The organism is Nostoc sp. C96, from assembly GCF_059384975.1.
Genome location: NZ_CM182020.1, coordinates 3,212,708 through 3,234,760 on the forward strand (window position 1 = coordinate 3,212,708; position 22,053 = coordinate 3,234,760).

At 40.7% G+C, this 22,053-nt stretch carries 15 protein-coding genes; 10 read left to right on the top strand and 5 right to left on the bottom strand.

Going from position 1 to position 22,053, the window contains the following annotated elements:
* Positions 1 to 12 precede the first annotated feature (12 nt).
* Positions 13 to 5,805 (top strand): trifunctional serine/threonine-protein kinase/ATP-binding protein/sensor histidine kinase, encoded by a 5,793-nt coding sequence (locus tag AC504W_RS13725; RefSeq protein WP_494878342.1) that lies wholly within the window; start codon positions 13 to 15, stop codon positions 5,803 to 5,805.
* 111 nt (positions 5,806 to 5,916) lie between these two features.
* On the opposite strand, the gene AC504W_RS13730 is transcribed toward AC504W_RS13725, so the two are convergent.
* The 4 genes from AC504W_RS13730 to AC504W_RS13745 all read right to left on the bottom strand — a co-directional run bounded on the left by AC504W_RS13730 (position 5,917) and on the right by AC504W_RS13745 (position 9,381).
* Positions 5,917 to 6,603 (bottom strand): DUF2834 domain-containing protein, encoded by a 687-nt coding sequence (locus AC504W_RS13730; protein ID WP_494878344.1) that lies wholly within the window; start codon positions 6,601 to 6,603, stop codon positions 5,917 to 5,919.
* Between the two features lie 21 nt (positions 6,604 to 6,624).
* Positions 6,625 to 7,338, bottom strand: a complete 714-nt coding sequence (locus tag AC504W_RS13735) for a tetratricopeptide repeat protein (RefSeq protein WP_494878345.1) — start codon at positions 7,336 to 7,338, stop codon at positions 6,625 to 6,627.
* A 216-nt stretch (positions 7,339 to 7,554) separates the two neighbouring features.
* Positions 7,555 to 8,652: a heat-inducible transcriptional repressor HrcA gene (gene hrcA, locus AC504W_RS13740; protein WP_494878347.1), complete on the bottom strand. Its 1,098-nt coding sequence runs from the start codon at positions 8,650 to 8,652 to the stop codon at positions 7,555 to 7,557.
* A gap of 369 nt (positions 8,653 to 9,021) precedes the next feature.
* Positions 9,022 to 9,381 (bottom strand): rhodanese-like domain-containing protein, encoded by a 360-nt coding sequence (locus AC504W_RS13745; RefSeq protein WP_494878349.1) that lies wholly within the window; start codon positions 9,379 to 9,381, stop codon positions 9,022 to 9,024.
* Positions 9,382 to 9,631: 250 nt separating this feature from the next.
* On the opposite strand from AC504W_RS13745, the gene AC504W_RS13750 reads away from it, so the two are divergent.
* The 5 genes from AC504W_RS13750 to AC504W_RS13770 all read left to right on the top strand — a co-directional run bounded on the left by AC504W_RS13750 (position 9,632) and on the right by AC504W_RS13770 (position 14,987).
* Positions 9,632 to 11,266, top strand: a complete 1,635-nt coding sequence (locus AC504W_RS13750) for a DUF3352 domain-containing protein (protein ID WP_494878351.1) — start codon at positions 9,632 to 9,634, stop codon at positions 11,264 to 11,266.
* A 171-nt stretch (positions 11,267 to 11,437) separates the two neighbouring features.
* Complete coding sequence (locus tag AC504W_RS13755) at positions 11,438 to 11,929, top strand: hypothetical protein (protein WP_494878353.1); 492 nt, start codon at positions 11,438 to 11,440, stop codon at positions 11,927 to 11,929.
* 118 nt (positions 11,930 to 12,047) lie between these two features.
* Positions 12,048 to 12,569, top strand: coding sequence for a CIS tube protein (locus AC504W_RS13760; RefSeq protein WP_494878355.1), 522 nt, complete (start codon positions 12,048 to 12,050; stop codon positions 12,567 to 12,569).
* Between the two features lie 73 nt (positions 12,570 to 12,642).
* On the top strand, positions 12,643 to 14,610 hold the full coding sequence (locus AC504W_RS13765; protein ID WP_494878356.1) for a VgrG-related protein: 1,968 nt from the start codon (positions 12,643 to 12,645) through the stop codon (positions 14,608 to 14,610).
* Positions 14,611 to 14,699: 89 nt separating this feature from the next.
* Entirely contained in the window at positions 14,700 to 14,987 is a 288-nt protein-coding gene (locus AC504W_RS13770) for a PAAR domain-containing protein (protein ID WP_494878357.1), read from the top strand.
* Here AC504W_RS13770 and AC504W_RS13775 read toward each other — a convergent pair.
* Complete coding sequence (locus AC504W_RS13775) at positions 14,900 to 16,693, bottom strand: GAF domain-containing sensor histidine kinase (protein WP_494878358.1); 1,794 nt, start codon at positions 16,691 to 16,693, stop codon at positions 14,900 to 14,902. The two genes, AC504W_RS13770 and AC504W_RS13775, sit on opposite strands and share 88 nt — an antisense overlap.
* A 348-nt stretch (positions 16,694 to 17,041) precedes the next feature.
* Here AC504W_RS13775 and AC504W_RS13780 point away from each other — a divergent pair, with 348 nt between their 5' ends.
* Genes AC504W_RS13780 through AC504W_RS13795 form a run of 4 tightly spaced genes read left to right on the top strand, consistent with a single transcriptional unit; the run spans position 17,042 to position 22,033 of the window.
* Entirely contained in the window at positions 17,042 to 17,443 is a 402-nt protein-coding gene (locus tag AC504W_RS13780; protein WP_494878359.1) for a GPW/gp25 family protein, read from the top strand.
* 56 nt (positions 17,444 to 17,499) lie between these two features.
* Positions 17,500 to 19,665, top strand: coding sequence for a putative baseplate assembly protein (locus AC504W_RS13785; protein WP_494878361.1), 2,166 nt, complete (start codon positions 17,500 to 17,502; stop codon positions 19,663 to 19,665).
* Positions 19,666 to 19,710: 45 nt separating this feature from the next.
* Positions 19,711 to 20,757, top strand: coding sequence for a phage tail protein (locus AC504W_RS13790; RefSeq protein ID WP_494878362.1), 1,047 nt, complete (start codon positions 19,711 to 19,713; stop codon positions 20,755 to 20,757).
* 43 nt (positions 20,758 to 20,800) lie between these two features.
* Positions 20,801 to 22,033, top strand: coding sequence for a DUF4159 domain-containing protein (locus tag AC504W_RS13795; RefSeq protein ID WP_494878364.1), 1,233 nt, complete (start codon positions 20,801 to 20,803; stop codon positions 22,031 to 22,033).
* The last annotated feature ends 20 nt before the right edge of the window (positions 22,034 to 22,053 follow it).

Below are 22,053 nucleotides of genomic sequence, written 5' to 3' on the forward strand. Positions count from 1 at the left end.
GGATTTAGTTGTATGGTTACTACTCTTGTGAATATTCCCGGATATCACATAACTGAAGAACTCTACAATGGTTCAAGAACACTGGTTTATCGTGGTTATCAAGACAGTGATTCGTTACCAGTAGTGATTAAACTACTGAAAAACTCTTATCCCAGCTTTCATGAACTCTTGTCGTTTCGCAATCAGTACACCATTACCAAAAATCTCAATTCACCTCTAATTATCCAAATCTATAGCCTCGAAATTGTGCAAAATGGCTATATGTTAGTGATGGAAGACTTTGGCGGGATTTCTCTCAAACATTATTTCGCTAACTATATAACGTCTTTACAAGAATTTTTGCCCATAGCAATAGCCATTTGCAACACACTAGATATACTCTACCGCGCTCGCATTATTCACAAAGATATTAAACCCAGCAATATATTAATTAATCCCGAAACTAAGCAAGTTAAATTAATCGACTTTAGTATAGCATCTTTATTACCAAGAGAAACCCAAGCCCTCGTCAATCCCAATGTGTTAGAAGGGACACTAGCTTACATTTCTCCAGAACAAACAGGGAGAATGAATCGTGGGATTGATTATCGCACCGACTTTTATTCGTTGGGTATAACTTTTTACGAATTACTCACAGGTGAATTACCTTTTGCATCAAATGATCCAATGGAATTAGTACATTGTCACATTGCTAAAACTGCACCATTAGTACATGAAATCAATTCCAAAATTCCATCTGTACTATCAGAAATTGTTAGTAAATTGATGGCGAAAAATGCCGAAGATAGATATCAAAGTGCATTAGGATTGAAATTTGATTTAGAAAAATGTTTACATCAGCTAAAAGAAACTGGTGAAATTGAGAGTTTTGAAATAGCCACAAGGGATGTGTGCGATCGCTTCCTCATTCCTGATAAAATTTATGGACGAGAAACCGAAGTTCAAACCCTGCTACAAGCCTTTGATAGAGTAAGCCTTGGTGCAACCGAAATGATGCTCGTTGCTGGGTTTTCCGGGATTGGTAAAACCGCAGTCGTCAGCGAAGTTCATAAACCAATTGCCAGACAACACGGCTTTTTTATCAAAGGCAAATACGACCAATTTCAACGTAACATTCCCTTCAGTGCTTTTGTGCAAGCATTCCGGGATTTGATGGGACAATTATTAACAGAAAGTGATGCCCAAATTCAGCAATGGAAAAATAAAATCTTAGAGGCTGTTGGCGAAAATGGTCAAGTAATTATTGAAGTCATTCCTGAACTGTCAAGAATTATTGGCGAACAACCATCAGCAATAGCATTATTAGGAACAGCAGCAGAAAATCGCTTTAATTTATTATTTCAAAAATTTACTCAAGTCTTTACCAGTGCATCACATCCATTAGTAATATTTTTAGATGATTTGCAATGGGCAGATGCAGCATCATTCAATTTAATGAAGTTGTTAATGAGTCAAACAGAGGGAGGCTATTTATTTATTATTGGTGCTTATCGTGATAACGAAGTTTTTCCCACTCATCCGCTGATGTTGGCATTAGAGAAAATCCAAAAAAAACAAGCAACTGTCAATACCATTGAGCTAACTCCGTTAAGTCAATCTGACGTAAATCATTTGATTGCTGATACTTTTAGTTGTGAGAGCGATCGCGCTTTACCCTTGACTGAGTTAGTCTATCGAAAAGTCAAAGGAAATCCGTTTTTCACAACCCAGTTTTTGAAGGCATTATATGAAGATGGATTGATTGTATTTGACTGGCAGACAGGCTCTTGGCAATGCGATGTTGCTGAAGTGAGAGCGCTATCACTCACCGATGATGTCGTGGAATTCATGGCATTACAGCTACAAAAGTTATCTCCTGCAACGCAAAACATTTTGAAGTTAGCTGCTTGTATTGGCAACCAATTCGATTTAGGAACTCTGGCGATTATTTCCGAACAATCGGAAATAGAAACAGCAACAGCATTGTGGAAAGCTTTGCAAGAAGAACTAATTTTACCGCAGAGCGAAATCTACAAATTTTATCAAAACTTGGAACTTGACTCTCAACACTTAACTTCTAACACTCAACACTGTTACTATAAGTTTCTGCACGATCGCATTCAACAAGCAGCGTACTTTTTGATTCCACCCGAAGAAAAACAATCTGTTCACTTGAAGATTGGGCGATTACTGCTCAACAATACACCAGCAGCCAACCTAGAAGATGGCATTTTTACGATTGTCAGTCAACTAAACTTGGCACAAGAATTACTCACCCAATCGGCAGAACGTCAAGCCTTAGCAGAGTTCAACCTTTTGGCAAGTCGCAAAGCCAAAACCGCCACAGCTTATGTTGCATCTCTGCAATATGCCCAGAAGGGTATGGAAGTCCTGGCTGAAGACAGTTGGGAAACTCAGTATAACTTGACTCTGGAACTGCATCAAATAGCGACAGAAACAGCCCATCTCATTGGTGATTTGCCACAGATGCAAACCTTTGTAGATCTGGTTCTCAGCCATGCCAAAACGCCATTAGATCGAGTCAGCGTGTATGAGGTGATAATTGAGTCATTCACTGCTCAGGCTCAGGTTGCCGATGCGATCGCTGGCGCAATTACTATTCTGGGACAATTAGATGTAGAACTGCCCTCAGTACCTAGTCAAGCAGATGTAACAGCTGCCTTTGATGCCGTTTCCCATGTCCTTGGCGGACGCTCACCTGCTGAATTACTTCACCTCCCACCTGCAACAGATCTCAAGATTCTGGCAGCAGCACGAATTTTAACATCAGTAGCACCTCCAGCTTATCTATCTCAGCCACTCTTATATTTGGTGGTGATTTTAAAAAAGGTTTATCTATCAGTTGTCTACGGCAATGAGTCAACATCACCCTTTGCCTATGCTTCTTATGGAATATTGCTATGTGGTATCATAAACGACTTGGAATTAGGCTATGAATTTGGTCAGTTAGCCCTGGATTTACTATCTCAAGATCCCAATTCCCAATTCAAAGGAAAAACTTTATCACTGGTCTATCTTTACACTAGACATGGCAAAAGGCATTTGCGTGAGACTTTACAACCTTTACAAAATGCCTATTCTAGTTGTTTGGGCGTGGGCGATTTGGCTTTTACTGGTTATTGTGCGTATAATTACGTATTATACTCCTATTTTGCTGGACAAAATTTAACTCAACTAGAAGTAGAATCTCATGCGTATTGTCAAGCACTCGCTCATCTCAAGCAAAATCTCACTCTCACTTATGCTCTATTAGCTCGACAAATTATCCTGAATTTAACGGGATATGCAGATCATCCTGTGGATTTGAGCGGTACAGCTTACAACGAACAGGAAAAATTACCATTGCATGAAGCCGCAAGCGATCGCACTGGATTAGCATTGCTGTGGATGAACAAACTAATTGTTTCTTATCTATTCGCTGAGTTTGCCCCAGCGTTACAACAAGCCCGACAAGCAAGACAGTATTTAGATGCTGTTCTGTCTTTTGTTTATGTACCCATCTTTCATTTTTATGAGTCTTTAGCGCAACTAGCGGTGTTTGAACAACTCTCAGTTTCAGAACAACAGCAGATAAAAGAACGCATTGTTAGTAACCAAGAAATTCTCAAATACTGGGCAACGCACGCACCCATGAATTTCCAACACAAATACGATCTGGTAGCAGCAGAGTGGTATGGAGTCTTGGGGAATCGAGCAGAAGCAATAGAATATTATGATCGCGCTATTTCTCTTGCTAAAGCTAATGGCTATCTCCAAGAAGAAGCCTTAGCTCACGAACTAGCAGCTAAATTTTACCTGGGCTGGGGTAAAGCAAAAGTTGCCGCAGGCTATATGCAAGAAGCTTACTATTGTTACGCCAAATGGGGGGCAAAAGCCAAAGTTGCCGATTTAGAAAAACGCTATTTCCAACTACTTGCCCCGATATTACAGCAAAGTCGTTCAGCCTTCTCAACTGATGAAACTATTTTCGCTTTGGGGACTGTCACCTCCACAAATTCTGCCACGTCTAGCAGCAGTGTTTCCGATACCCTAGATTTAAAAGCGATTCTCAAAGCTTCCCACACAATGTCCAGTGAAATCGAACTAGAAAAATTGCTGGCATCTTTACTGAAAATCGTCATCGAAAATGCGGGAGCTGATAAATGCGTGTTAATGCTGTTAAGAGACTCGCGCCTGCTGATTAAAGGCTCAATTATTCTAGGAAAACAGCCAGTTGTTTTACAGAACCTCCGGGTTGAAGATAGTCAAGATATTCCCCACAAGGTAATTTACAAAGTCAAGCACAACAACCAAACTGTTGTTCTGATGGATGCAACAGCAGATCCCACTTTAGTCAAAGATCCGTATATACTGCGTCAACAGCCTAAAAGTATCTTGTGCAGTCCAATATTGCATCAAGGCAAATTGATGGGCATTTTATATCTGGAAAATAGTTTAGTTGCAGGAGCGTTTACAAGCGATCGCGTCGAACTCCTCAATCTACTTTGCGCTCAAGCCGCCATTTCCCTAGAAAATGCGCGACTTTATGAAAATTCCCAGAACTATGCTCAAAAATTGACACAATCTCTCACGCAATTGCAGGCTAATGAAATCCGCTTTCAAAATTTAGCCAATAATATTCCGGGTATGGTATACCAATTCCATCTGGCTGCGGATGGTTCCACCTCTACACCCTACGTTAGTTCTGGCTGTTGGGAGTTGTATGAGTTAGATCCAGAGTTGGTGATGGCAGGGATACATAATCTTTCTACAATGCACCATCCTGACGATAATGCAGCAATGATAGAAGCACTAGCCTACTCTGCACAAAATCTCACATCTTTTGAACAAGAATGTCGCCTTGTCCTGCCTTCGGGAAGGGTGAAATGGGTGCAATTTGCTTCAAGGCCAACGCGACAAGCTGATGGGGTAACTGTATGGGATGGGGTAGTGATTGATATTAGCGATCGCAAACAAGCAGAACTTGCCTTGCAACAAGCGCAATTACAAATAATTCAAAGTGAGAAAATGTCTGCTTTGGGTAACTTAGTTGCTGGTGTTGCTCACGAAATGAATAATCCTTTGGGTTTTATTGCTGCCAGTCTTAAACAAGCTAAACCCACCTTTAATGATATTGTGGAACACTTAAATCTATATCAAGAAACTTTTCCAAACAAAAGTGAAGAAATCGAAGACCATGCCGAATCAATTGACTTGGAATATAGCTTAGAAGACTTGCCCAAAATGCTTGATTCCATGACTTTGGCGTGTGACAGGCTCAAAAATATCAGCACTAGTTTACGTACTTTCTCTCGTGCCGATAAAGATTACAAAGTGCCGTTTAACATTCATGAAGGCATTGATAGCACTATTCTTATTCTCAAACATCGTCTCAAAGCTAACGAACAACGTCCGGCAATTGAAATTGTGAATCACTACGGTAATTTACCACAAATAGAGTGTTTTCCTGGGCAATTAAACCAGGTATTTATGAATATTCTCGCTAATGCTATTGACGCATTAGAAGAATCAAACATTGGACGGAATTTTGAAGAAATAAAAGCTCAACCCAACAGAATTAGCGTTACAACTTCACTAGAAAATAATCTAGTTAAAATCGCCATTGCTGATAATGGCAAGGGGATGAATGAATCAATTAAACAGAGGGTATTTGACAATTTATTTACTACGAAAGCTGTAGAAAAAGGAACGGGATTAGGATTGGCGATCGCCCGTCAAATCGTCGAAGAAACTCACAGCGGAAAATTGAGTTGTAACTCTGTTATCAATGAAGGTACTGAATTTTTAATTGAAATTCCAGTGTAAGCAGCTACACTAACAAAACCTGTCTCATGTCGCTCAAAATCAAGGCTTTTGGGTGACATGAGGCAGGCGGATTTGCTTGTTGTAGCCGCGAATTCTATTTGTTAGAGAGGATTACAAGATATGTGAATCAATCACTTGTTGCTTTGCTATATCTGTTGCATTATCTTCTGTTAATGCTGGACGTACACACAAATAAATCAAGGGGCCAAGTAAAGGTACTAAACTGATTAACCAAAATAGTTGATTATTTTTCCAGCCTCGACGCGCCATATCATCACCTAATAACACCGGAAATAATATGCACAGTAGGCAAAAATCTAAACTCATCACATGGATAAAGCGGTTAGTTTGCCACTGTTGGATAAAATCTTGCCAGTTGCCACCTTGTACTCCATAAGCAACTAGTATGCTGGCAATTACTGTGAGGATAATACCAGTCACACGCGAATCTAGCAGTTTAATGAAAATATTTTTTTTGCCAACAAACTCTTGATTTGGTTCTCGAAGAAATAAATAAGGCAATAATGCAAACGCACCGACACCAAAAGATGCAGTAGCGAATGGCCAAGCTGGGATTTTTTGACTTCTACCGTCAGTAAATACTAATGCACTATAGGCGAGAGGCCAAACCCCCATGAGATTAAATAACGAAATAATTAAAGGATTAATCCCTTGCCATTGTCCAATAGACAGTTTCTTGATTAACTCAAATGTATCTGGTTGATCGGGTGGCGCTAAGAAAAACGCATAAATAATCAACCCAATCCACAGAGAAAACAAAGCTACCTTCCTCAACATAAACTTAAAAATAACTTTATTTTAACGTTTTATGGTTTTTAATAGCTTCTCGGCTTTACTTATAACCTGTTTACGCTTGTAGTGGTAGTAAGAAGATTCTTTAACTTTAACAATAATAGTTTCCAAATAATTACGTGCAGTCTCCACATCACCCTGTCGATAGAGAATCTTAGCCAATGTTATATAAGCTTGTGGATGACTCCAATGTTGGATGTGATTTTCCAAATGTTGTTTAGCTGCTGCAAATTCTTGTAAAGCAAACAGTGTTTCGCCATAAATTAAAGAAGCGTCACCATATTGATAATCTGGGTCTATTTTTAATATAGTTTGTAAATACTGTTGAGCAGAAGCAAATTCTTGATTTTGAATATCAATAACTGCTGCATTCCAAAGGGTTTGCAGATTATCATCTGTGTTTTTTAAATCTTGTTTAGAGGTTGTTTCTGCTTGATAAAATCTTCCAAAATCGCCAATGTTAACTTTGCCTATACCTATACTTCTTGCTTGTGTTGCTGCTGTCCACAGTTTGTGGCTACTTTTCCAGTAACTCAAATAATTAAGAAGTGGGACATTACTTCGTGATATCCAGCGCGTGAAAAAGTAAGCGATCGCACCCGGAAAGTTAACCAGAATCAAAATCCACAGCCATAATCGCTGCTTCGGTTCGTTGCGAATACAGTCATAAAGCATGAACAACCAAAATCCGGTCATTAACAATCCCACAATTTTGATCATTGACTGAATCCCCTAGCCGAGCTTAATGTTTAATTCTTCCTCAGAAAATGCGTTTCACTTGAGAAATGAGTTTAACTGCGTTTTTGGGATAATACTCTGTAATTTATGTAATGTAGAAACGTATGAGGAAGTAAATTCCATTAAAACCTAGATGAAGCTAAATCATCAAGGGTAATTAAATATACAAATTCAGTCAGTGGGATTGCTAAAAATCTGTTAGCTAAAAGCTTCTGAGAGGTAATCGGCGGCGGCGGCTACTACTGCGATCGCACTTTCGTAATCTAGGCGGGTTGGCCCTAAAACTCCCACGCTACCTATAGGTACAGAACCTCGGCGGTAGGTAGAAGAAATTAAACTACAAGTACGTATCGGCTCTAGTGGATTTTCTGCTCCAATTCGCACTGTCACTCTAGATTTACTAGTGTCTTCTATTTCTGGTTCATCACAAATTAATTGCCATAGTTTATCTTGTTCTTCTTCTAACAATTGCATAATCGTTTTGACTTGCTGCAATTGGGAAAATTCTGGTTGACGCAGAACTTCTGCTACACCCCGCACCATAATTTGTGTCGTATTTGGTGCTTGAGTGCGACGACTTAATTCCGCAATTGCACTTTTCAGAAATTCTCCATAACGTTGAAATTCTTGATCTAATTGGCTCCAATCTAGGTTAGCTATTTCTAGTAAACTCCGCCCTCGTAAGTGGCTATTTAAGAAGTTAGAAACAATCTGCAACCCACGATCAATTACTTCAGAATCAAGTTGAGCATCTTCTTTTACAGGCGGCAAATCCATTACTTTAGAATGAGTTTCATAGCCATCTGTGACTAAAATCAGCATAATTCTACCAGCTTCAATTTGCAGCAATTGCAAATGCCTGACTAAGGCTGTTGAAGTTTGTGGCATAGTAATTAAGCTAATACAACCACTCAATGTGGCTAAAATCTGCGCGGCTCCGTGGATCAGGGCTTCTAAACTCCAATCTTCCCATTGCAGCCGTTGTTGGAGTGACAATTCTACTTCTTTAGCTAAAGTTTCTGTTCGTGTAGTGTCTCGCAGAGAAGGTGCAATTAACTGGTCAACATAGATGCGGTAGCCTGAGTCAGAAGGGATTCTTCCGGCTGAGGTGTGTGGTTGATAAAGTAGCCCAGATTTTTCTAATGCACTCATCACATTCCGAATGGTGGCCGAGCTTACACCTAGGTCATACTCTTCAACTAAAACCTTTGATCCAACAGGTTCTGCTGTAGCAATGTAGTGACGTACTGTTGCCCAAAGTATGTGCTGTTGTCGATTTGTCAACTGGACTTCCATAAGGTATTTATGACTGAAAGCAAATTTAAGAAAAATTGGAAAAATTTTTTAGCTAATGCAAAAAAGACTAAATATTAATTAATTAAGATAGCAAAATGTTTATTTCTATTATAGTTACTTATAGCAACATTCTTAGATTGCTAATTCTGAACTAATAAATATTCCCAGCAAAAGTTATTTAACGATTTAAAGTTTTTTAATTGTTAAGTATCTTCCCACAAATTGCTCATATAAGCTGTATTGTTAGATACTTATTTTTCTCACCCTTTAAGATAAATGTCGTCAGGGTAAATGCTGATTGTGGGAAGCGGAAGGTAGGGAGTACGGGGAAGAACCAATGACTAATAACTAATGACCATTGACCATTGACTAATATTGCGGAATTGTTGGGTCAACTAGGTGGGAATAGGCAGCAATACCACCAGAAATATTTTTTACATTGGTAAATCCTTGAGCCAGTAACCACTGACACATCTGAGCAGAACGAACGCCATGATGGCAAAGTACCAGAGTTTCAGCTTCTAGATTCAACATTGCGAAGATTTGTTCGTTCCAGTTAGCGAATTCACTCAACGGGAAGTTAACAAACCCTGGAAGACTAGCGATCGCTAATTCTTGGGGTTCACGTACATCTACTAACTGAATATTTGCATCACCAGCAGCTAAACGTTCTGCTAATTCCTCAACACTAATCTGAGTCATGGGTTGACCAAAGGATTTATCTGTCATGAAGTTTTTGTAAACGATCCTATACATTTATGTTGACAGAAAACCTTTCCCTTAGCATGAGCATCCATTCTTAATAACGGAACTATAGCTACGTATCATAGATTTTTAGTTGAGGCTGTCAATAGTCAAAAAAAGCTTGACTATTGACCATTGACTGTTGACAACTAAACACATTGATTTAGTGGGTTAGTTGCTTAAGTCTTGACTAATTCTGGTTAAATGGCTGTGAAACTGATTATTGAATAGGTTTATGGTGAATCGGCAAAGCTCATTCTTTGGTTTAATCGCGGCTGGTGCGATCGCACTTTTATTAATGGCGATCGCAGCTTTTTGGTTCTTTACCAAAAGTCCTGTGAACTTAGTCGCCTCGACTTCCCAACCTGGTGCAGCTATTTTTGTATCGAAACTTTCTCCGGTGATGGTATCGTTACTCACCAACCCTGACCGTTTGCAAGCCTTAGAACGAGATGGGGAAATTTCTCAAATCAAAACCAGTTTATTAGCTAAGAGTGGCATCGATTATCAAAAAGATATTCAGCCTTGGCTAGGAAACGAAATTACCCTAGCTGTGACGACAACAGATTTAGACCGTGATTCCGCCAACGGACAGCAGCCAGGATATCTCATGGTTTTAGCTACCAATAAACAAGACAAAAGCCGCGAGTTTGTCGAGTTGCTATTTTCTAAACGGGTATTAGCTGGAGCTAACTTAGATACCGAAGAATATCAAGGTGTGAAAGTGCTTTACGATAGCCAATTAGCCGCCGCAGTGGTTGGTGATGGCTTTGTGTTATTTGCCAATGCTCCTAGTGTCGTTAAAGATGCAATTAACAACGTCCAAGCACCAGACCTCAATTTAACTAGTTCTCCCCAATATCAAAAAGCTCTCCAGCAATTACCGCCAGCTTCCTTAGCTGTTACTTTCTTAAATTTTCCCATCATTGCTCAATGGCAAGGTTTAAAACTACCAGAACCAACTTACGATAGTGAAATAATTTCACTAGGCTTGAACTCCAAAGGTTTATTAGCAGAAACCAGCTTTTTATCTGAATTAGAACTCACGCCGCCATCATCGCCCCTAGCAAAACCAGTAGGAGCGTTGAGATATATTCCAGTGTCGGCGGGGTTAGCAATTTCTGGTGCTAATTTAAGCAACTTGGGTGACAGTGATTTAGCCAAATTCTGGACACAAATGAAAACAGCTATTTCTGGTTCAGGAACAGATGTAATTTCTCGTTTGGTACAACCATTAACCGAAGTGCAGAAAACCTGGGGAATCAACTTTGCTCAAGATATTTTTAGCTGGGTAACAGGAGAATATGCGATCGCACTTTTACCCCATCCTGGACAAAATATCCCCGATTGGATTTTTGTTGTGGAGAAAACAGAAGGCGTACCAGAAGGGATTGCTAAATTAGATGCGATCGCCGCCTCCAGTGGATTTAGCAGTAGTAATTTAAGTTTAGATCAACAAAAAATCTCCGCTTGGACACAGTTAACTGCTAAACAAACACCAGACAAAGACCGACCATTATTCACTATTGAAGCCCAAGCTCAAGGTATACACACAACCTTAGATAATTACGAAATTTTTGCCTCCGACTTGGCAACAATGAATGAAGTTCTCACCAATCAAGAAAAATCATTAATTAGCGATCGCAATTTCCAAAATAGTGTTGCAGCAATTCCCCAACCCAACCAAGGATATATATACATTGATTGGGTAAAAAGTCAAGGAATTTTAGAAAGACAAATTCCTGTTTTGAAGCTTATAGAAGTACTAGGTAAACCATTTTTTAATAGTTTGCGATCGCTCACAGTCAGTAGTTACGGTAGCGAAACAAACGTACTTAAAGGCGGTGTTTTCTTGCAGCTACAAGAGTAAGAAAGAAGTATGAAGTATGAAATTAAGAAAGAAGAGGAAGCCAATGACCAATGACCAATATCTTTTTGTGTCACATCTTAATGTGGCACAGACCAGTCAAATTATTCGGGAATTAATTAATTACAATATGTATATATAACTACATTTAGTTAAGCCTGTTGGAGGGCTACTATGAGAGACTGTCGCCCCCGACTACAGAAACGAATTGGTTGGGTTTTAGCCATATTAGCCACGGTAACTGCGACACCAGCGATCGCAGAAACAGCGAATTTTGGTAAGTTTAGTCTGTTACCGGGGTTTGAAACAGTTCAAGGTAAATTTTCGGGTTATACAGGTGGTTCTTTCTCATTGTCTGCCATTAGTAACCGCGATCGCGATAAAAAAGCTTGTCTAGGCTTTGCAGACCCCAAACCAGATTACACAATGGTGTTAGAAAAAGACTTTGACCAACTAACAATATTGGTTAATACAGGTAATACTGATACAACTTTACTCATCAAAGGGCCAAACGATGACACAATTCGTTGCGGTGATGACACTGGTAGAAGTAAAGATGCTAGTATTAGCGATCGCAACTGGAAAAAAGGTATTTATCAGATTTGGGTCGGTACATTTAACTCTGATGCCAAGCATAAGTATACTTTGACAGTTCAGCAAAAATAATCAGGAAATAGGGGCTAGTAAGGCAAAAGGAAAAAGGCAAAAGTAAAGATTAGTTTTTTACTTTTTACTTTTTACTTTTTATTTTTCACTTTATCAATTCCATCCCCACTCCCCAACTATGACAACTCGTTTAGTCAAAGCAAAACTTATCGCCACAGAACAAGCTGCGCCAGATATCGAATTCATGTTTAACCCCAGCCAGTTAGACTTCTCGCAGCAAATTAATTTGACCAAAAGTAGCGGTGCGCGTACCGGAAGAGGCTTACCAAAAGTTAGTTTTGCTTACCCAGAACCATGCAAGCTAAGTATTAGTAATATCATATTTGATACCTATGAAGATGGTTCTAGCGTTCTCACCCATCTCAAAAAATTTGAAAAAGCCGTTAACTTTGCCGAAGCTGGCGCAGGTAAAGAAAAACGCCCACCAGTGTATATATTTACCTGGGGTGATCAGCAATATTTACGCTGTTTTGTCCAATCTCTCAACTACAGCCTCACTTTATTTCTGCCCGACGGTACACCAGTACGTGCTAAAGTTAACCTCACTCTAGAAGAAGTTGATGAATCAATTTCTCAGCCAGGCATGGGTACATCTAGCAGTGTAAACCGGGCTGGCGACAGCAGAAGTAGCCGGAGTTAATTCGACCTTTGGGGAATAGTCTGTAATGCACCATATTCATTAGGCTATTGGCAACCTCCTCTTGCCTATACCTATGCCTGCTGTCCTTTACATCCCTGAACCACTATTGCAAATTGATGGCACTCTTGCTTCTGCTGATTTGCTGAATGATATTTTGCAAATCACAGTAGAAGAAAGTCTACATTTACCAGGAATGTTTACTTTAGTGATTCGCAATGATTACTTTCCAGGATTGACAGCAGAGGAAACGTGGAAACATCAAAAGTTATTTGCTATTGGTAAAAAAATTAAACTCGGTTTTATTTCCAGCACGACGCAAAACGCAGATTTTGAAGATGCAGAGCAAGGTTACGTATTAGAAGGGGAAATTACAGCCATAGAAACTGAGTTCACCAGTGGTTCTCAAGCTCCCATCGTGATTCGTGGCTATGATGTTTCTCATCGCTTGCATCGAGGACGATATAATCGCTCCTTTCAAAATGTCACCGATAGCGATGTTGTGAATCAAGTTATTAAGGAAGCAGGCATTACAGCAGGTACAGTTACTTCTACTAGTATTGTTCATGATTACGTCTTTCAAGAAAATCAGACCAATATGGAATTTTTGCGGGAAAGAGCAGCCCGTCTCGGCTTTGAGTTGTATGTGCAAGATAGCAAATTAAACTTTCGCCAACCCGCACAAGACCAATCTTTATCGCTCAAATGGTTAGAAGATATCCATAGCTTCCGCGTTCGTGTTAGTACTGCGGAACAAGTCAGTTCTGTGGAAGTGCGGGGGTGGGACTACACTACAAAGAAGCCTATTATTTCTACAGCCTCTACAGAACAAGTAATTACCAGCACAGATAACGGTAAAGGCAGTTCAACTAGCACAAAATTCAGCATCAGTCCGAAAATGATTGTGGTAGATCAGCCTGTGTTTAGTGCCGCTGAATCCCAGAAAATTGCCCAAGCTTTGTGTAATGAACTAGGCGGTGAATTTGTTGCAGCTGATGCTAAAGGTGAAGGAAATCCCGAAATCAGACCGGGTAAAGTAATTAAGTTGACAGATATGGGTAATTACAGTGGTAGCTATTACGTTACCGAAACGCGCCATCTGTTCCATGAGCGAAAATTTGTCACAGAGTTTAGTGTCCGTGGTTTGCGTTCAGGAGACTTGTTAGCAACTCTGTCACCCCAAAAACATCTGCAACCAGGACAAACTCTTTTAGTGGGTGTGGTTAGTAATAACAACGACCCGAAAGGTTGGGGTCGTGTGCGGGTGAAGTTTCCGACATTAACTGAAGAACATGAAAGCAATTGGGCAAGAGTTGTGAGTGTAGGTGCAGGTATAGGTCGGGGTTTTGACTGTTTACCAGAAATTAACGACGAAGTTTTAGTAGCCTTTGAACACGGAGATATTCACCGTCCTTATGTGATTGGTGGTGTGTGGAATGGCACAGATGCGCCACCAGAAGCAGTGGCTGATACTGTTGTTGGCGGGAAAGTGCGGCTACGGACGTTTAAAACCCGCGTTGGACATAAACTGCAATTTGTCGAAGAAGACAAAGGCACTAAAAAAGGTGCATATCTGCAAACAGTAGACGGTCATAATTTGCGAATGAATGACAGCGAGAAATTTGCCGAATTAGAAACTACAGGCGGACACAAATTTCGCTGTGATGATAGTAATAAAACTATTAGTTTGACTTCCACAGGTGACATTACAGTTAAATCTGGGACAACCGGGACAGCCAAGAAAATTAGTGTCAACGGTGGAGAAATTGCTTTAACTGCAACGCAAAAAATTACCTTAACTGTAGGGGGTACAAGTATTGAACTTACACCCAGCGGTATCACAATGAGAACGACTGGAACTGTAAGTATCCAATCTGGTAGTTCCATCAGCGTGCAAGCTGGAGGTTCTTTGAGTGCTAATGCTGGTGGCGCAATTTCCGCTAATTCTGGTAGTTCGGTCAGCGTCAATGCTGGCGCTGCGGTCAGTATCAACGGTGCAGCTTCCGTCGGCATTTTAGGCGGGATAATTCGGTTGAATTGTTAATTTGGTCAATAGTCAATAGTCATTTGTTCTTCTCCCCCTTGCACCCTGCACCCTACCTTTTCTTCCACTCCCCACTCCCTAAAAAACTTATGTTTCCAGCAGCACGATTAACTGATTTAACTGTCACAGGCGATCCGATTACTGGGCCTGGTGTGCCTAATGTTTTAATTGCAGGTTTACCCGCAGCTTGTGTTGGTGATTTAGTAGCGGGGCCTGTAGTAACTGGCAGTATTGTAATGGGTTCTTTTACCGTCTTGATTGGTGGTAGGCCTGCGGCGCGAGTCACATCTCAGGTAGCTGGTGTGAATACTGTAACTGGTGTGCCGTTGACTACGGTTGTGGGTATAGGTGCGCCGACGGTGTTAATTGGTGGTTGAAAGGTAAAAGAACCTTTATTTAGCATTTTTTTTGGTAAATCAGCATTCTTGCGAGCAGTGATGGGTATTTGAATGCAGAAAGTTGTGCCTTGTCCGGGTTCAGAGAAGCATTCTATTTTACCGTTATGCTTTTCGATAATTTTGCGACAGATGGGCATTCCTAAGCCTGTGCCTTTACCAATGGGTTTTGTAGTGAAGAAAGGTTCAAAAAGGCGATCGCGCACATCTTGGCTCATTCCTGAACCATTATCTTGAATCCGAACGACTATATATGGAGGATTTGTCAATATTTTGCCATTTTCTAATGAGGTACTAATAGTAATAATCCCCTCTTTTTCTTGAACATCTAAGGCATCGATCGCATTCGCAATAATATTCATAAATACCTGATTCAGTTGACTGGGATAGCATTCAACTAAAGGCAGTACGTCATAATTTTTAATAACTTCAATTCCTAATTTTCCACAGCTTGTCTTTAAGCGATTATTTAATATCAACAATGTACTATCAATGCCTTCATGAATATCTGCTACCGTCATTTGTGCTTGTTCTGTGCGCGAAAAGTTGCGTAAAGATACAACAATCTCACGAACACGCTTAATTCCTAGACTCATTGAACCTATTAGTTTAGGCAAATCTTTGGAGAGAAAGTCTAGATCGATTTCTTCAGTGAGGTCGTGAATTTCTGGGATGTATTCGCAATTATCTTGGTAAATATGCACTAGGCGCAATAAATCATCAACATACTGTTGAGCATGGCTAATATTACCGCTGATAAAGTTGACTGGATTATTAATTTCATGGGCAATTCCAGCAACTAACTGCCCCAAACTTGACATTTTTTCACTTTGAATTAACTGTGCTTGTGTTTGTTGTAATTCATGGAGTGTAGTTTGCAATTGTTGAGCTTGGATTTGGGCTATTTTAGCGGCTTCACAACTTTGTTCATAAAGCAGGGCTTTTTCAATTGCAACGCCTGCTTGCATTGCTAAGATGCTTAATAGTTTTAAGTCTCTATTTGTATAATTAATTGCAGTTTCGCTGCCAATAATAATTGCTCCAACTACCCTTTCTTCGACATTTAACGGGACACAAATCAACGAATTAAATTGTTTTTGTTCCCCAATAAATCGAGGATAAGATACAATATTGTTGATAATTTCGCCTCTGCCCATTTGAACTATATCACCGATAATTCCTTCGCCTAATTTTATCGGGTGCTGAAGATAGCTATTGGCACCAATTTCAGCCAAAGTCTCAAAAATATTTGTTTTTTTGTTTAATAATAAAATAGCCCCACCAGTGGATGGGATTAATTGACCAGCTTCTTGAATTAGCAATCGAGAAACTTGTTTGAGATTGAGGCTGGCAGTTACTTGAATTGAAATATCATGAAGTAAATCAATTTCTTGATATCTTTCGAGTAATTCATGAGCGAGATTTTTTTTCTCAGACTCTTGTTTGAGTGCATAGATTAGTATTGCCACAACTCCTGCGGCTTGCTGTGAACTATGTACCCAACCAATAAGTTCACCAGAGAACTCTATAGGACAGGCGATCTCTGAAATATCTACTGCTGTACCGAAGAGTATTTGACCTTCTATATCTTCTATTGTGAACTGGCTATCTGTTGCTTTAGCAAAATCATTTAAAAGAGCTAATACATCTTTTTTAACAATCAGATTGCTTAAATTGCTTTTAATCATCGGCTCTCATCCTGATTTTATTGCTGATTTTGCTTAAGCATCAGTTTTTTATACATAATTAATGGTGATTTGTCACGCATTATTAGTGAATTTATTCATAAATAACTGCCATGTTTTCAGGTATCAGCTTTGATTTGATAAAATTAAAATTTTAAATAATAATTGAGGCAACTCGATTATAAATTAATAATTTAAGATAGTTCACCGTAGATTCATTGATTTTCGTATATTCAGTAAATATACATAGGTTTTATTTTCACGCTCAAGTTAACTCGACTTTTGGCGAATGGTTTTTGTTTTGTTGATCAGCATAAAGTAGCGTAGACTGCTCATCACTATATACCTACCATGCCAGAACTCAATCAAAATCAACACCTGGGTGCGGGCTGGTCGTTTCCGTTAAGGGTGAATGTCCAAGGAGGTCTGCAACTTAGTAAGGCCGATCGCAATGTTGAAGAGTCGATGATGCTGATTTTGCGTACCGAGTTGGGCGAACGGGTGTATCGTCCTAACTTTGGTTCGCGGTTGTCGGAGTTGACTTTTGCACCGATGAATACGCAAACTTTATTACTTTTGCGTCTACACGTCCAAGAAGCTTTGGAAATGTGGGAACCGCGTATTGTTTTAGATGCAGTGCGCGCTGACCCCGATCCGCTGCGAGGTCGTGTAGATATTGTGATTGAATATCATCCTAAAGATAGCCATGATTCGCGGAGTTTAGTATTTCCGTTTTATTTGAATGGGCAATAGTCATTTGTCATTGGTCATTTGTCATTTGTGTGTTTTAACTAATTATTTTTAATATTGTGGAATTTGATTTTTTACCAAAGTTACCAAAGTCTAATCTAGACGATCGCACTTTTAAAGATTTAGTTGATGAGTGTATTCTGCGGATTCCGCGCTATTGTCCAGAATGGACGAATTATAACCCCAGTGACCCAGGTATCACGCTGATTGAGCTATTTGCTTGGTTAACTGACCAAATGTTGCTGCGGTTTAATGAAGTACCCAAGCGCAATTACATTACTTTTTTAGAGTTATTAGGTGTCAGGTTGCAAGCACCTGCGCCTGCGGTGGCGGATATTACTTTTTATCTGAGTGCGGCTTTACCTGACACTTACACGATTCCGGCTGGGGTGGAGGTGGCGACAATTCGCACGGAAACAGAAGAGGCGATCGCATTCACTACAGATCGGCCTTTAATTATTGATAAACCGCAAATTCGCCACTTTCTCACCTGTCCCACTGCTGATCAAAAACCGGAAATTTTGCGCGATCGCTTTACTAATTTATGGACGATGCGCTCTGATGGTGAATGGTATGGTAGGGAATTGGCACTGTTTGAAGAACAACCCCAACCCGGAAACACTTTTTATTTAGTTATTGATGGGGAATCGCAGTGTGAAGGTAATGTTCTGGCGTTGCAATTAAAAGGAGAAGCCGCCACCGCCACGGGGATTAATCCCGATATTCCGCCGCGCCGTTGGGAAGCTTGGAACGGTGTGGAATGGGAAGCGGTACTGCTGCAAGAATCTGACGACAGCACCAAAGGTTTTAGTTTTAGTGAATTAGCGACTCAAGGGATTAATCCCTTACAAGGTGCAGATATAGTCCTGCATTTACCGCAATCCTGGCCTGTGACTACTTTCACCGCCTACCAAGGACGTTGGTTGCGTTGTGTTTATACTGCACCCCAACCCAATCAGCCAGGATATAGCAGTGCGCCCCGGATGATTGGTTTGGCTGTTAGATCCATCGGCGGAACGGTGGGCGCGAGTCAAAGTGAATTGATTCGTAATGAAATTTTAGGGGAAAGTGACGGTACACCTGGACAGACTTTTCAATTACAGGGTGTTCCGGTGTTGAATCGTCGGGAAGATGAATATTTGATCATTTCACCACCTGGGGGAATTCCTCAACGGTGGTATGAAGTCAGCGATTTTGCTAATTCTCTTCCCCAAGATTTGCACTACACCATCGATTCGCGCACCGGGACGGTACAGTTTGGCCCGGTGATTCGAGAACCAGCCCAACTCCAGCAACAGACGGAATTTAGGCGAGGAGTGGGTAATTTTGCCAATATTCAAGAGTTAGAAAGGCAATATGGGGCTGTTCCGCTGCGTGGGTCGGTAATTCGGATGGTTGCATACCGCACTGGTGGCGGGCGTAAGGGGAATGTGCAACGGGGAACCATTACCGTAGCGAAAAATGCGGTTCCTTATGTGGCGAGGTTGATTAACCATACACCTGCGCGTAACGGTTCGGATGCGGAATCTTTGGAAGATGCGGTAATTCGCGTTCCGGCGATGTTGCGAACCCGCGATCGCGCGGTAACTCCCGAAGATTTTGAGGTGCTGACGCTACAAGCGGGCGGTGGTGCGGTGGCGCGGGTGCGGTGCTTACCACCGACAACTACACAAGAAGCCGGAACTATCAAATTATTGGTTGTTCCGGCGGCGAATACAGATGCAATCAATCGTGGTGAAGGTATTGAACCGGAATTATTCAGCCTGAGTCCGCAATTGCGCGACCAAATTATTGCTTATTTAGATGAACGGAGGTTATTAGGAATACAAGTTAAATTGCAAGCCCCGGAATATGTGGGGGTAGCAGTGCAGACAGAAGTTGCGCTGGAACCAGAATATAACCACCCCGCCGCCCAGCAGGAGATTTTAGGGAAGTTACGGGTGGCGTTGTATCGGTTTTTGAATCCGATTACTGGTGGTCAGGATGGGAGAGGCTGGCCGTTTGGTAGACCTGTTTACCCTTCGGATATTGTCAATTTGTTTCAGCAATTTCCGGCGGTGCGGTATTTGGGGGTAGTGCAGTTGTTTGAACTGCGCTATGTGGGTTCAACTTGGGTGCGATCGCTTCCCCAAAATCCGGTGATTGATCCGGGGGCGTTGGGTCTTATTTGTTCTTGGCAAAATACGCGGTTGCGTTCTGGTCATGTGGTCAATTTAATTCAATAACCTATTTTTTGTCTCACGCAAAGGCGCAAAGGCGCAAAGAAAGATATGACTAGTCAAATTCTGCACTTGCAATTAACTTCGATGCAATTACCTAACGCGATTCAAACGTCGGCGGTGGGTAAAGGTGCAGATGATTTTTCGCAAATAGCACTTAGTAGTCAAACTACGGTACGTGCTGGGTGTGATTTGGTTGTTCATCCGCCGGAACCGAGTGAGATAGTTTTACAGCTAGAAAACTTGGGTAGTCGGATGCTGCGGTTAAATGTGCGGGTGGAGGGGAATTTTCCGGCTGAGTGGTGTCGCATTGGGATGGAAGGTTATGAACTTGCACCGCGATCGCGGATGGATGTGGTGTTATATTTCCAACTTCCCGCCGACTTTTTTGAAACTCCCGCGTTGGCGGCTGGTCAATCTTTGGTGTTGGATTATCACAGTCGCATTCATGTTAATTACGCCGAGGAGGGGACTGGTAGACAGTTAGTTGAAACGGCTGGGTTAAATTTATATGTCCGTCCCCGCAGTCTCTATCCCAAGTTTTTACCTGCGGTTTATCGAGAAGTTGATTTTATTGGTCGCTTTTTGAAAATTTTTGAACAGGCTTTTGAACCCTCAGTACAAGCATTGGATGTGTTGTGGGCTTATCTCGACCCCATGACCGCACCGCAGACATTGTTACCTTTTCTCGCGCACTGGGTAGCTTGGCCTGTTGACCGTCGTTGGACGATAGAAAGACAACGTTATTTAATTCGTTCGGCGGTTGAACTTTATCGCTGGCGGGGAACTCGTAGAGGTTTGCGTTTATATATACATCTTTATACAGATTTACCTTTAGATGAACACATTACAAGAGAAGTTGATAAACATATTTGTATTGAAGAAATTCGCGGCGAAGGTTTTGTTTTAGGTAATACACGCCTAGGTGAAGATGCAATGATTGGCGGCGGTCGTCCGTATCATTTTATCGTCCGTCTCCGTCCCCAACGCCCAAATCAAGTAGATGAACAATTAGTGCGACACATTATTGAGCAAGAAAAACCTGCATTTTGTACCTACGAAATTTATATAGATGAGTCAATAGTCAATAGTCAATAGTCAATAGTCATTGGTTCTTCCCCAACTCCCTACTCCCCTAATTATGGAAATTCACCCCCTAGAACGACTACAAATTCAAGACGGTTTATTGATTAACGCTGAACGGTGGAAGCGATCGCATGATTATCACCGTCAACGACAAAATATTCATTATCAATCACTTAATGAACCGGGAATAGTTCAGGGTTTGGGGATAAGTTTGATTCCTGCACCGAAGGATGTACCATCACAATATAACGATGGGCGATGGTTACAAATTCAACCAGGAATTGCAATTGATGTGAATGGAAATCCGATTGTTGTTCCGCAACCGATAGATTTTCATATATCAGCTGATATTAGAGAAGAAAAACCCCAACTCATTTATTTAGTAGTGCGTTATGTAGATCCAGATACTTTACAACGCAAACAAGTTAGTGAATTTGAAGCAGAAACTTTTCGGATTGATGAAAAAACAACACCGCCTGATGCTTGTGAGGTGGAGTTATGCCGAATATTATTACAACCGGGATTAGTAACTTTAGAAAATCCCCAAGATGTATTTTATCCTAGTTTGAATAGTTTGGATTTTCGTTATCGGAAAATTGCGCGATCGCGTCCTACGGCGGTGGTAAAAGTGGCGCATCTTGATACCCAGGAAACTAAGGAAGGTAATAGTTTTGCTAATCTCGCTTCCTTATTAAGATACACCGAAAGTCTCACCTATACTCTCCAAGGAGATGAACAAATTCCCCGCTTAAATTTTCCACTCATAGACCCAACAATAGCAATTAATTATGATTTGCTATTTAGTACTGGGAGTGAACCAGTAATTTTAAATATGCAAGAATTAGCTAATCTCAAAAGTTATCTAGATAGTGGAGGAATTTTATTAGTAGAATCACCCCCCGATGCAGTTGATAGATTAGAAAGTGTTTTAGAAATTACGGAAAGTTTAGGCACACCTTTAGAAGATTTACGCCGACTTGATAAATATCATCCATTAAGAACACAACCATTTTTATTTGCTGCTTTACCAGCTATAAATCAAAAGCATCTGCAAATTTTAGTTGCAGGTGGCATTGTTTTAGTTATTGGTGATTTATCACTGGCTTGGGGATTAGATGAAAAGTTAACTTTAACACGAGAAACGATTCGCACCGCCCAAGAATTAGGCATTAATATTCTCAATTTTGCTTGGAATAGAAAGCGAATGACGCAATTAAGACAACAAACTGCGATTCCTGTCTCAACTAAACCTGATGCTTTAAAAAATATTTTCAATAAATTAGAATAATTTCTTAACTTTTGCCTTTT